This window comes from Paenibacillus sp. FSL F4-0236 (assembly GCF_038000135.1).
In the GTDB taxonomy this organism is placed as follows: Bacteria; Bacillota; Bacilli; order Paenibacillales; family Paenibacillaceae; genus Paenibacillus_AQ.
Window position 1 is genome coordinate 4,870,375 of the sequence record NZ_JBBOBK010000001.1, and the last position, 12,138, is coordinate 4,882,512.

General features: G+C 44.1%; 12 protein-coding genes. 2 read left to right on the forward strand and 10 right to left on the reverse strand.

The genetic code is table 11. The features are described from left to right. Positions 1-23: 23 nt before the first annotated feature. From NSQ29_RS21900 to NSQ29_RS21945, 10 genes are all read right to left on the reverse strand, one after another. Entirely contained in the window at positions 24-203 is a 180-nt protein-coding gene (locus NSQ29_RS21900) for a hypothetical protein (RefSeq protein WP_341126076.1), read from the reverse strand. A gap of 4 nt (positions 204-207) precedes the next feature. Further along, positions 208-507, reverse strand: coding sequence for a hypothetical protein (locus tag NSQ29_RS21905; protein ID WP_341126077.1), 300 nt, complete (start codon positions 505-507; stop codon positions 208-210). 149 nt (positions 508-656) lie between these two features. Next, entirely contained in the window at positions 657-2,507 is a 1,851-nt protein-coding gene (gene abc-f / locus NSQ29_RS21910) for a ribosomal protection-like ABC-F family protein (RefSeq protein ID WP_341126078.1), read from the reverse strand. Positions 2,508-2,886: 379 nt separating this feature from the next. Next, the gene (locus NSQ29_RS21915) at positions 2,887-3,801 is read right to left on the reverse strand and encodes a L,D-transpeptidase family protein (RefSeq protein WP_341126079.1); all 915 of its coding nucleotides are present in this window, start codon (positions 3,799-3,801) and stop codon (positions 2,887-2,889) included. Between the two features lie 204 nt (positions 3,802-4,005). Next, positions 4,006-4,398 carry a VOC family protein gene (locus NSQ29_RS21920; RefSeq protein WP_339245508.1) on the reverse strand — a complete coding sequence of 131 codons (393 nt, stop codon included), beginning with the start codon at positions 4,396-4,398 and terminating at the stop codon, positions 4,006-4,008. 147 nt (positions 4,399-4,545) lie between these two features. Beyond that, entirely contained in the window at positions 4,546-5,244 is a 699-nt protein-coding gene (locus NSQ29_RS21925; RefSeq protein ID WP_341126080.1) for a copper homeostasis protein CutC, read from the reverse strand. Positions 5,245-5,397: 153 nt separating this feature from the next. Beyond that, positions 5,398-6,366, reverse strand: a complete 969-nt coding sequence (locus tag NSQ29_RS21930) for a sugar phosphate isomerase/epimerase family protein (RefSeq protein WP_042185436.1) — start codon at positions 6,364-6,366, stop codon at positions 5,398-5,400. Continuing rightward, entirely contained in the window at positions 6,367-7,098 is a 732-nt protein-coding gene (locus tag NSQ29_RS21935; RefSeq protein ID WP_042124690.1) for a ThuA domain-containing protein, read from the reverse strand. It abuts the gene before it with no gap. Between the two features lie 145 nt (positions 7,099-7,243). Next, positions 7,244-8,323, reverse strand: coding sequence for a Gfo/Idh/MocA family protein (locus tag NSQ29_RS21940; protein WP_042185435.1), 1,080 nt, complete (start codon positions 8,321-8,323; stop codon positions 7,244-7,246). Positions 8,324-8,330: 7 nt separating this feature from the next. Further along, a complete protein-coding gene (locus NSQ29_RS21945) occupies positions 8,331-9,284 on the reverse strand; it encodes an AraC family transcriptional regulator (RefSeq protein ID WP_094872500.1) in 954 nt (317 codons plus the stop codon). Positions 9,285-9,676: 392 nt separating this feature from the next. Between NSQ29_RS21945 and NSQ29_RS21950 the strand changes: the two genes are divergently transcribed. Next, the gene (locus NSQ29_RS21950; RefSeq protein WP_042185431.1) at positions 9,677-10,681 is read left to right on the forward strand and encodes a LacI family DNA-binding transcriptional regulator; all 1,005 of its coding nucleotides are present in this window, start codon (positions 9,677-9,679) and stop codon (positions 10,679-10,681) included. A 155-nt stretch (positions 10,682-10,836) separates the two neighbouring features. Continuing rightward, positions 10,837-12,096 (forward strand): ABC transporter substrate-binding protein, encoded by a 1,260-nt coding sequence (locus tag NSQ29_RS21955; RefSeq protein WP_052404174.1) that lies wholly within the window; start codon positions 10,837-10,839, stop codon positions 12,094-12,096. The last annotated feature ends 42 nt before the right edge of the window (positions 12,097-12,138 follow it).

The window sequence follows — 12,138 nt, forward strand, 5'->3', positions numbered from 1 at the left end:
AGGCCTCACTCTCTATGCTTACTTTATTCATTCATCCTGATTATCCGCTCTTCAATAATGGTTTCCAGTTCCTTATTATGCTTTAGAATCACCCGTCTATCAGAAAATTTATTCGTTAATTCAACTATTCTATGTATCGCTTCCTGATCATATCCCCGATTCCATTCAAAATCATCACAGCCCCCGATGATTCTAATCCTCATAGGCTTAGCCGAGCCCGATCGGCAGGATGATAAGTCCAAGCGATATAACAGTTATGATTCTCGTAGTGAGGATCGTTAGCTTTTGATTTTTCTGCGATTTGTACCAACCTTTAAACTGAAAATGATTCCGATACAGCATAAAAAATATCAATAAATTCCCGAGCGCCATACTCCAGTTATACACAGGCTGACCAAATATAGATTGATATATAAATCTCTCTACCCCGCCTAAAATAAACAAGGTCAACACAAGCAATACACACATTCGAAGTAATTCCAATATAAAAGAACCTAGTTTTGTCATTTCTACAGCCTCCTCTTCAAAATTTTCTGTACGCAAAACATCCATATTCACCCAATTATACACTTTGACTGTGATGACTTCTAACGGAATAAAAAAACAACCCAGCCCAAGATACCCTCTATCCTGAGCTAGGTTGTGTCGGTTCTTCCCTATGAGTGTATAGTTTTTTCCTTACCCTCTATTTCCTGAATCTGCGCCCTCAGATTAACGATTTCCGCCATTAACGCTTCATTCTCCTCCTCTGTATTCCTAGTTCCGCTCTGGATCAGTTGATTCAGACGCAGCTGCAGAAGAACGAGGTCGTCCTCAAGGGTCTGTTCTTTACGGGTAAGCACTCGACTCCTGTCTTTTGAGATGTATTCCTCATAGGAACCTTGAAAAAACTTCGGTGCCTGAGTCGGTGCTAGTATTACCAAACGATTAGCTACTTTAGTGTGAAGATACCGGTCATGTGAGACCATCACAATTCCTCCCGGATATACCCTTAGCGCTTCTTCTACTCGTTCCCTAGTGTCAATGTCCAGATAATTGGTGGGTTCATCCAGTACTAATAGGTTAGCTTTTCCAAAGTACAGTTTAAGGAAAGCTACACGACATTTCTCCCCCAGACTTAAATCACCAATTCGTTTAAATACATCATCCCGCGAAAATAAAAAGCAGCCCAGAATCGTTCGTGCCTCCGTTTGGGTCATACCTGGCAGTTCAAGCAAACTATCCAGAATGGTGGACGACACCGCTAGATTATCGAGCTCTTGCGCAAAATAACCAACCTTCGTACGCGGATGCAGCCGCACTTCACCTTTGCTAGGTTGATGAATACCAGCAATCAGCTTCAGCAAAGAAGACTTACCGACACCATTAGGACCCAGAATAGCGAGACGATCGCCTCGATTCAATGACAAACTGAAATTTTTCAGTACAGGCGCCCTACCCTTATATGCAAAATCAATCTCACGGAGTGACAGCAAAGTGTCCGCCATAAACGCTTCACTTTCCAGCTTCATCTTCAGCTTACTTGTCTCGCGTGGTAATTCCACACGGTTCTTATTTAAGCGTTCGAGTGCAGCTTCCTTCGCATGAAGACGAGATACGTTCTTCTTTGATTTCGCACGCAGGAAATCATGCTGTCCGGCAGCACGGTGTGCCTGTTGGAACCATTCGGAATACCTTCTGATGCTCTCCAGCAGCTTCTCCTTTTCCTGTTCCTGCTTCTTATATTGTCCCTCTAGCGTTCGCGCCTCTACCGCCTTCTGCTCCCGATACTGCGTATATCCACCCGAATACCGGCGACACCCCTCTGGACTAAGCTCCAGCAACGCCGTCGCCGTTCGATCGATGAACGTACGATCATGGGAAACATAAAGCACAGTTCCGGGATAGGTATGGACCCATTGTTCCAACCATTCCATCGTTTCTCCATCTAAGAGATTCGTCGGCTCATCTAGAATCAACAGCTTCGGCTGCTGGGCTAACAATGCTGCCAATTGAACACGTGTCTTTTGCCCACCGCTTAGCGATGGGTACGGCACATTCCAAACCGAACGCTCAAGTTTGAGCTGCTTCAAGCATTTTTCCGCTTTTGCCTCCCAGTCATATCCACCAAGCTGCAAGTATTGATCGTACACTTCGGCGTATTCAGTAAGTCCCGCTTCACTCTCGTCGTTCTGCTCCTGCAACCTCTGACTGAGAATTTCAAGCCTGCGCTTCAATTGGGGGAGCTCTGGCGATCCGGCGATTACGTAATCCAAGGCGGTCACTTCTTCGGACACTTCTAGCTGCTGATCCAGCACACCCCATTCCTCACGTGGCAAACCATGATAGATACTTCCCTCCTCAAAGAGGAGGCGACCGATCAGCCCCTTAAGCAATGTGGTTTTGCCGATTCCATTACGACCGAACAAGAGCACACGCTCTCCTTCTGATATCTCAAAGGACACCTTCTCGAACAACAGGGTCCCGTTCCATTCTTTACGTATATTTTTTGCTTTTATTAGGGTCATATTTCATTCCTCCGATTATATTGCAAATAAAAAACCGCAGCCAGCGCTCTGCGGTCAAATAGCGTATGATGGGGGGGAAATAAGCCATAACATGAATAGACTACGGCCGTGATCACCTGCTGTGTGCAGAGTAAACCAAACAATAGATCTATTCATATAAAAGCAACGTAAGACCCCCGACCGACACACGTATCCCTGACCGTTATCACCCTGAACGGGTGATCCGTGACTTGTGCATATGCACTTCACAAGCTCTATGGTCTTCTTCTAGGAAACGTGTTAGTTATTCATTAGTCGGTGGTCCTCCGTCATTGTCCGAATTGGTTTGAATGAATATAGTATATACCCATTTAAGCCAAAATTAAAAGTTCAAGAATAGTTATAAAATAATCTTTACCGACTGAGACTGTGAACTCCATTGCACCTGAATACCAAATAATTCGGGCAAGATGCTCAGCGGAATCATCAATCGACCATTTTCATTACGGGACGCTGGTATCGTAAGCGTCTTTCCATTTACAACAGCCTGATCGGATAAAGGCTGATGTGCCACCGTAAGATTTCCTATCGTAATTAGCAGTGCACCTGTTCCAGCTTTGCTCTGTAAAGTTCCACCTAACAAGGCTACAGATTCTCTCAGCGGAACAAATACACGGGAGTTATCCATTAAAAAAGGATCTTTTAGCTTTGTCGTGACTCCATCCAGCTCAAAAGCTCCAGCAAACATCTTACTTCCTACGGAATACCCATTTTTAGTCGCAATACTCTCCATAGCCAGTGTGCTTGTTGTAATAATGACCCTTGTATTTTTAGCTATTTTTGGGTACAGCCAGTGGATGTCATCATTATGCATTCGAATACATCCGGCGCTGACATACTTTCCTATGGAGGACTCATTATTATTGCCGTGAATCGCATATGTGGTACCATAAGTTCCGTTCACTTCTAGCCCTAGCCAGCGGTCGCCAAGTGGATTGGCCGGATCACCCCCGGGTATTTTCTCTTTGTAATAGGGTCTGTTCTTTACTTTAACTACCATTTTGAAGCTGCCTTCAGGCGTCAGTTCCTTTGATTTTCCTGTTGCGACTGGAAAAGTCTTCACAAGCTTGCCATCACTGAAATACGCGAGTTTGTTTGTCTTTTTGTTCACGATAATCAGATCGGATCCAGCAGCAGCTTCCGCCTTTCCCACACCTGTAAAACATGCAGCGAACAGAAGTCCAAATACAAGCATCAGCTTCATGTTCCGCTGTAATAATGATTCAAACCGGCCACCCGAAACGAAAAATCCCAATTTTCTCCACCTCCATATATAAAGACGAAATCATTTCAATTTTGTTGCATACCAACCTGTACCTATTCTTTTCAACTCGTCCCCCACATTTGACGCAGAGATTGCAATACTGTAACCAAGTGAACGCACATTAAAAAAGCCGACCTTTGGATAACCAAAGATCAGCTCTATATTTTATATGCTCAGTATTTCATGATTAGACAACTAATGTTTCTTACCTGAACCAAATGCAATCACGTATCCATCCGGATCTTTAATCGCAAAATCCTTCCAGCTCCCCCAGTCTGCTTCCTGAAGATCAGGCTCTTGAACAAATTCTGCTCCTTTACCCTTTAGCTCTTCATATAGCTCGTCAAGCTCAGAATGAGTCTCCACATAAGCATAGGTGTCCCACGGAGTGATCTGACCTTGTCCGGCTATATTTGGTTGAACATCTTCCGTACGAGCTGCCTGTATTAGCTTGAATCCCAGTGCAAATTCATCGCGTACCGCCCACCAATCATTCACTTCACAGCTTAACACTGTAGCGTAAAATTCCTTGGAACGCTCCAGATTGGATACTAACCTTACTTGAACCGAGAACTGTACCTTACTCACTGTGGATCATCCTCCGATTGTCATATTTGGCTTGATCAACATTTGTAAATTTAATATTCCAATTTTATAATATCATCCAATATACGGAAATTAAATCGAAATCTGCTGACAAGTTTATCGAAGAATGGAATCAATAATGACGGTAAGCTAGTGATCTTTCCTTTTATTCAGAAGGTTTCGAACAGCCTGCACGCGAAGAGGATCTATCGGCTTTAGCGCATCTCCATCTTCTCTAACGGCTGAACCGAAATGCACTCGTCGCACACCCGTTTGTTTTATAAAATCACTTAACCCGTCTGCCGTTAACCCACTGCCAGCAAGAATAGATATAGATTGCTCCGAGGTAAGCTGCTCCAGCGCAGCAAGACGTTCCGCACCTTTAGGGGCTGTATTCTCGGCTCCTGATGTTAGAATGTCAGTAATTTGAGGATAACGCATCAATATTTCTAACGCCTCAAATTGATCCCTCACTTCATCAAAAGCACGATGGAATGTCACCTCCAAACCTTTTGCAGTATGAAGCAGCCTTTGAAGTGACTCTTCGTCAATTGTTCCATCAGGGCGTAACATACCCATTACGACAGATAACCCACCGATAGATACGATATGCTGAATATCCTGCTCCATGGTTTCTATATCATCCTTATCATAATAAAAGGATCTGGCATGGGGTCTAACCATTACCCTGACCGGGATAGAGACAGCATTGCGCACTTTTTCAATAAGTCCCAGACTGGGCGTCAATCCCCCTTCACTGATCCCAGTAATCAATTCAATTCGATCAGCTCCATAACGCTCGGCCAGTACTGCATCACTTAATGTTGTAGCAATAACTTCTAGTAACATTGTTGTCTCTCCTTTATTCATCTTAGAACCTTGCTTTCTGCTATTTTCTTCATCCGCACATTATCCTAACCCACATCCACATAAACACGCAAAAAAAGATCTTGATCCTCTACAAACACTAGAGAATCAAGACCTTTCGTTCTTAAACTATTCTTACGCCCACCACATACCTTGTGGTTGATCGCGAATAAGAATGGATTGCAAATTGGTTACTGCACGTTGGAAGCCTTCGTCTACCGTCATAAGAGGGTCTTCATGCTCGATGCTGACCACATAATCATAACCGTAAGTACGCAGCGCACTCATGATATCCGACCATTCAGATATGCTGTGTCCACAGCCAACGGAGCGGAAGGTCCATGCACGGGTCTGTACATCGCCGTAAGGCTGCATATCCGTCAGACCATACATATTAATATTGTCCTGATCCAGGTACGTATCCTTGGCATGGAAGTGATGGATCGCACCAGCTTTACCAAGAATCTTGATCGCGCCTACAGGATCGATGCCTTGCCACCACAGATGGCTCGGGTCTAGATTCGCGCCGATCGCATCACAGGTTGCTTCTCTAAGCTTCAGAATCGTGTAAGGAGTATGGCAGAGGAATCCGCCGTGAAGCTCGATACCGATCTTAACGCCATGCTCCTCAGCCAACTTACCGATTTCCTTCCAGTAAGGGATTAGTTTATGCTCCCACTGCCAGGTTTTGATGTCGCTGTACACGGTAGGCCAGGGTGTAACTGGCCAGTTCGGTGCTTTTGCATCGTCGCTGTCTCCCGCGGTTCCCGAGAAAGTGTTCACTACCTTAACGCCCATTAGCGAAGCTAGCTTGATCGACTTACGCAGAATTTCGTCGCCTTCACGAGCTTCTTCTTTATCCGGCGAAATCGGGTTATTATGGCAACTGAATGCACTGATCATAATGCCACGTTTCGTGAACTTCTCCAGATATTCCTTACGAGCTGATTCGCTGGCAAGCAGCTCATCTGTTGGACAGTGGGCATTTCCGGGATTGCCTCCTGAACCGATCTCTACCGCATTCAAACCAGCAGCAGCGATTTTATCAAGCATCTCATCGAGAGTCAAACTTCCAAATACAGGATCAAATACGCCTAATTTCATTTATAATACCACCTTTTCTTTGATTGGCTCCAAAGCTTCAGAATGTCCGTAAACTGGATAATCACGCTTCGTTGGTGCACACCAGTTCACGCCATTGATGATCACTCTTTGGATTTCTTTGTTGTAATAGGTTGGATAAGATTCATGACCAGGTTGGAAATAAAAGATCTTCCCGTTCCCACGACGATAGGTCGATCCGCTTGGGAACACATTGCCGCCTTCAAACCAGCCGACAAAAATTAGACTCTCTGGTGCTGGCACATCAAAATGTGCTCCGTACATTTCCTCTTGCTCCAAATCGATATATTCACCAATGCCCTCAGCAATCGGGTGACTTGGGTCCATGACCCAAAGACGCTCCTTCTCCCCTGCTTCACGCCACTTTAGATCACAGCTGGTGCCCATTAACTTCATGAATATTTTGGACATATGACCCGAATGAAGCACCACTAGCCCCATGCCTTGAAGCACTCTTTGGTGAACACGATTTACAATCTCATCGCTAACTTCTTGATGGGCAACATGTCCCCACCAAATCAGTACATCTGTGTTATCCAGCACTTCTTGTGTCAGTCCATGCTCCGGTTCATCCAGCGTAGCTGTCTGAGCGTCCAGTCCAGCTTCCTGAAGGAAGCTTGCCAATTGTCCGTGAATCCCTTGCGGATAGACCTTGAGAATTCTCTCTTCCTGCCGTTCATGGCGGAATTCATTCCATACCGTTACTCTGGTCACTTTGGACACACTCCTAGTTCATAGTTATCTATGTCGTTAAACTTGACTGTTTATTCAAGAAGAAACGCCGTTGTCATCCTCAGAAGATGACAAACGTTTCTCGTAGAAAAGTAAGGATTAAGTATAACGTGGAACTTATACTTTCTTACTTTTCAAAAAATACAGGCATGCCAGTTTCAGAGGATTTATAAATAGCCTCCAAGATGCGGGTAACAACGAGCGCCTGCTCTGGCTTCACTACAGGCTCGGTGTCATTGACGATGCTTTCGATCCACTGAGTAGCCTCAGTCAATGCAGGATCATCTCCCGCGCCATCATAAAAGTCAACGCCACCGGCTTCCAGGCTGATATGCTTCTCGAATGTCTTGCCGTATTCTTCTCCGTTAATGCGCAGACCGTTTTCCATATCCGCTCCACCTTCAGTACCGCAAAGCACAGTTTTAGCTTCACCAACATCAAGGGTATTCAGCGCCCAGCTTGCTTCGAGAACGATGCTAGCTCCATTCTCCATAGTAATGAATCCAATGGCGGAATCCTCAACTGTAAATTTCTCAGGATCCCACGGGCCCCAAGCGTTCGCAGCGTTTTTACGACCGGACAGCTTATGATAAGCGTTACCGACAACATATTTTGGTTTGTAGTTATCCATCATCCAAAGAGTCAAATCAAGGGCATGAGTACCGATATCAATCAATGGACCTCCGCCTTGCGCTTCCTCGTCCAGAAACACGCCCCACGTTGGAACGGCACGACGACGGATCGCCTTAGCTTTAGCATAATAAATCTCTCCAAGACCATCATTCTCGCATACCGTATGCAGATAAGCTGAATCTGGTCTGAAACGGTTTTGGTAACCGATGGTCAGCTTCTTCCCAGTTCGTTTTGAAGCATCGATCATTGCTTGCGCTTCTGCTGTGGTCTTAGCCATCGGCTTTTCACACATTACATGCTTGCCTGCCTCCATTGCCGCAATGGAAATCTCTGCATGAGAAATGTTTGGTGTACATACATGAATTACATCTATACTTGCATCTTTAAGAAGCTCTTTATAATCTGTGTAGACCACGGAGCCCTCATCCCCAAACTCCGCTTTTGCCTTCTCAGCACGCTCTGGAACGATATCGCAAAAAGCAACCATTCGAGCACCTTCCACTTTTGATAACGCTGGCATATGTTTGCCGTTTGCAATGCCTCCGCAGCCGATAATTCCTACTGTTAATGTCATTTTTGTTCTAACCTCCACTTGTTCCTGTTTTGATATCTCTATCATACAAAGCCCGGGGGCGTCTTTCTTCCTGCATTCTTGCTGTATTATTCCCGAATATTGTCTTATGGTATTTTAGGGGGGATATCCCCGTGGCATCTTTGAAAAAATGATGGAATGTCTTCACGCTGCCAAACCCGGCGGCTTCCGCCACCGCAGACATCGGCAAATCTTCATTAATTAAGATCCATTTAGCTTTGTTAAGCCGATATTCGTTTAAGAAAGCTATAAAGGTCATACCAGTATTCTTCTTGAATAGCTTGGTAAAATAATACGGACTAAAGCCCATATAGCTAGCTACCTCATTTAGCGTAATGGCTTCCTGGTAATGCTGCTCTACATAGATAAAAATCCGCTCTAATCTTTCCAGTGTTTCTCTAGACTGGTTCAGCGTATCTTCCGAGAACTTAGGCTGTTTATTGAGTGTACTCTTCGGCACTTCCCGTAAAATAACGGTCAATAGTTCAAACAATCTAGCTTTGATTAAGTAAGCGTACCCATCTCTTCGCTGCACGTCTTCCTCATAAATACTCTCAATCAGCCCTTTGATCTTCACGGCGGTTGCTTCGGGCCATTTTGAACTAGAATGCTCCATAAGCGTAAAAACCTCACGAAGCGAATAATCATTTCCGCTCAAAGCTGCGACTTCCTGAAACAGGTTAAGATCGAATTGAATTACTACCCGTTCGCTTTCAGGTGAGGCGAGAAAATAATGGACATCCCCACCGTTGATAAATTGAACCTCACCCTGCTCCATGTGAATAGGGGTATCGTTTATTCCCAGATTTAGACTTCCTTTAGTTACATATATAATTTCAATTTCTTTATGCCAATGCGGATAGCACAGCGTATCTCCTCCACATAGTAAACTTCTAAAAGGAAAATGCTTATCCACATCTGGAATTTCGAGATAAATATTCATAAGCGCAGCTCCTTATCCGGTTAAACACTAAACCAACGATAAACATGTCAATCCGATTTCACGTAAGCGTTTACTGTCTAAATGTTAGTCCTCTAATATTCTTTTGTCAATTCTGGGTCTCTGTATTCTTAATATCCTGCTCCAACTACATTTCTCCCTCTTATACACCACTTTAACAGAGATTTTCTGGTAATTTAATCGGTTTCATTCTATTAAAAAATAATTACCTTTCATGGTTCCTATCATTCACATATTTTTTAAGTGGAGTTGACAAGCATACCTGCCAGGATTTATATTCAGGGTAAGCGTTTACGTAATACTTTTTAAGTAATTTGATTTTCGAAGCGTAAACGTTTAATCTAAGGCTAACCGTAATCTAAGGAGTCGTATGAATGAACCCAACAATTAAAGATGTTGCACAAAAAGCGAACGTTTCCATTGCAACAGTCTCTCGCGTGCTAAACAATTTAAGTGGGTACTCCGACAAGACGAAACAAAAGGTAAATGAAGCTATCAAAGATCTCGGCTATCAACCTAACGCGATTGCTCGTGGCCTAATCAATAAGCGTACGCAGACGATTGGTGTAATGTTTCCAAGTGTTTCTGGAGCGTTCTCCTCCGATCTGCTTAAAGGCATTGAGGAATTGGCCAATGACCGCAATTACAGTGTAATGGTCTGTAATACCGACCAGGATGGTAAACGAACGTTAAAGTACTTACAGCTCTTAAGGGAGAAGCAGGTCGATGGCATTATTTACTCTAGTGAGGTCTTGAAGAAAGAGTATTACGATGTGCTAGAAACCATGAAGATCCCAGTTGTGTTGGTTTCTTCTCAAACGGAATTTGCCAGTGTACCTTACGTGAAAGTAGACGATTACCAGGCTGCTTATGATGCTACCCTCTACTTAATTTCCAAAGGTCATAGCAAAATAGCCATGATCAGCGGAAATCCAAGCGATGCTATCGCTGGTGCACCCAGAGCCGAAGGATATCGTAAAGCGCTTGAAGCGAGTGGGATTCCTTTCGACAGCCGCTATCTCACCTTTGGAGACTTTCTGTATGAAAGCGGGAGCATTGCAATGGAAGCTCTCTTGGAGCAAGCCCCTGATGTCACTGCCGTCTTTGCCGCTAGTGATGAAATGGCGATTGGTGCTCTTTCCACGGTCATCAAATATGGTTTAAGTGTTCCCGACGATATATCCATTATGGGTTATGACGATCTTGGAATGGCGAAAATGATTATTCCTCCGTTAACTACAGTGCGTCAACCACTGTACGATATTGGTAAGATCGCCGTAGAGAAGCTTATTCAGATGATTGAAACAGGCGAGACTGTGGATAGTAAAATTGTCGATCACTTAATCGTGGAAAGACAAACGGTAAGATCACTTACCTGAGTCTTTTTACCCCTTTTACGTAAACGTTTACTCTCTCTATTGGTGATGCATATCTGCCGCCTATAAGTAGCAGAATATCAATTAGTTTTCATTTACGTACATGTTTAATCTCTTACATGTTCATAATACCAACAAATTATTAGGAGGATTTAATCATGAAAAAAACAATCAAACCCGTAGTGGTTAGCGTACTGGCTATGTCCGTACTTAGTGCCTGTGGTAGCAATGCGGCTGACAACAGCGCAAATAGTGGTGGAAATGCCTCCTCCGGTGAAAAGGTAAAAGTCGAGTTTTTCCAAAATAAAACCGAAGCCAAAGCCACCTTCGACAAGCTGGTTGCGAAATTCAATGAAGCCAATCCAAATATTGTTGTCACACAGGTTAACCCGCCAGATGCTGAAACGGTATTGAAAACTCGTGCAGCGAAGAAAGATATTCCTGACGTGGTAGGGATCGGAGCAACTGACACCTACAAGACGTTATCTGGCAGCGGTCTTTTTGAAGATTTCACAGGCGATCCACTCGCTGAGAATATCCAGCCAGCATATCTTCAAATGCTGAAAGACCTGACGGGTTCGGACGAACTGAATGGTCTTCCATTCTCTTCAAACGCAAGTGGTGTCATTTACAATAAAGCGATGTTCGCTGAAGCCGGTGTTACTGTTCCAACTACTTGGGATGAGTTCATGGCTGTCGCTCAAAAGTTCAAGGACAGCGGTAAAAATGCTTTTTACCTGACACTTAAGGATTCATGGACAACACTTACGCCGTTCAACTCCCTCTCCACGATCATTAAAGGGAATGATTTCTTCAAGGAGCGTGCGGCAGGCACTGTAACCTTCGCAGACAGCTTTAACGAGGTTGCTGAAAAGCTGCTTAAGCTGACGGAATACGGACAAAAAGATATTTTTGGTAAAGGTTACAATGACGGAAACACAGCATTCGCTAAAGGTGAATCCGCAATGTACCTGCAAGGCGTATGGGCGATCCCAGAAATCGTGAAAGCCAATCCTTCCATTGAACTTGGCGTATTCCCATTCCCAGCAACAAATGATGCTGCCGATAACAAAGTCATTTCTGGTGTAGATACGTTGCTGACGATTTCCAAGAACACTAAACATAAAGAAGAAGCAAAGAAATTCGTAGACTTCCTGCTTCAACCTGAGAATGTTAGCCTATACATCAATGAGCAAAAAGCATTCCCAGCTGTAAAAGGTGTAACACAAGATGATCCAACGATGGATGGCTTCAAAGAAGCGTTTAGCGCTGGCAACTTGGCTGACTTTGCTGACCACTACATTCCAAGTGCGATGAAAGTGGATACCATCAACCAATCCTTCTTGCAAAAGAAAGACATTAAAGCTTACCTAGAACAGCTTGATAAGGAATGGGATAAAGTAGCTAACCGGAAATAAACTGATCAGACAAACATGAACCGCGAAAGAGAACGGGGCTTC

Bases quoted from the DNA above. Each gene is read 5' to 3' on its own strand.
- abc-f (WP_341126078.1), bottom strand. From the start codon at position 2,507: ATGACCCTAATAAAAGCAAAAAATATACGTAAAGAATGGAACGGGACC.
- NSQ29_RS21955 (WP_052404174.1), top strand. From the start codon at position 10,837: ATGAAAAAAACAATCAAACCCGTAGTGGTTAGCGTACTGGCTATGTCC.
- NSQ29_RS21900 (WP_341126076.1), bottom strand. From the start codon at position 203: ATGAGGATTAGAATCATCGGGGGCTGTGATGATTTTGAATGGAATCGG.
- NSQ29_RS21940 (WP_042185435.1), bottom strand. From the start codon at position 8,323: ATGACATTAACAGTAGGAATTATCGGCTGCGGAGGCATTGCAAACGGC.
- NSQ29_RS21930 (WP_042185436.1), bottom strand. From the start codon at position 6,366: ATGAAATTAGGCGTATTTGATCCTGTATTTGGAAGTTTGACTCTCGAT.
- NSQ29_RS21925 (WP_341126080.1), bottom strand. From the start codon at position 5,244: ATGTTACTAGAAGTTATTGCTACAACATTAAGTGATGCAGTACTGGCC.
- NSQ29_RS21950 (WP_042185431.1), top strand. From the start codon at position 9,677: ATGAACCCAACAATTAAAGATGTTGCACAAAAAGCGAACGTTTCCATT.
- NSQ29_RS21905 (WP_341126077.1), bottom strand. From the start codon at position 507: ATGACAAAACTAGGTTCTTTTATATTGGAATTACTTCGAATGTGTGTA.
- NSQ29_RS21945 (WP_094872500.1), bottom strand. From the start codon at position 9,284: ATGAATATTTATCTCGAAATTCCAGATGTGGATAAGCATTTTCCTTTT.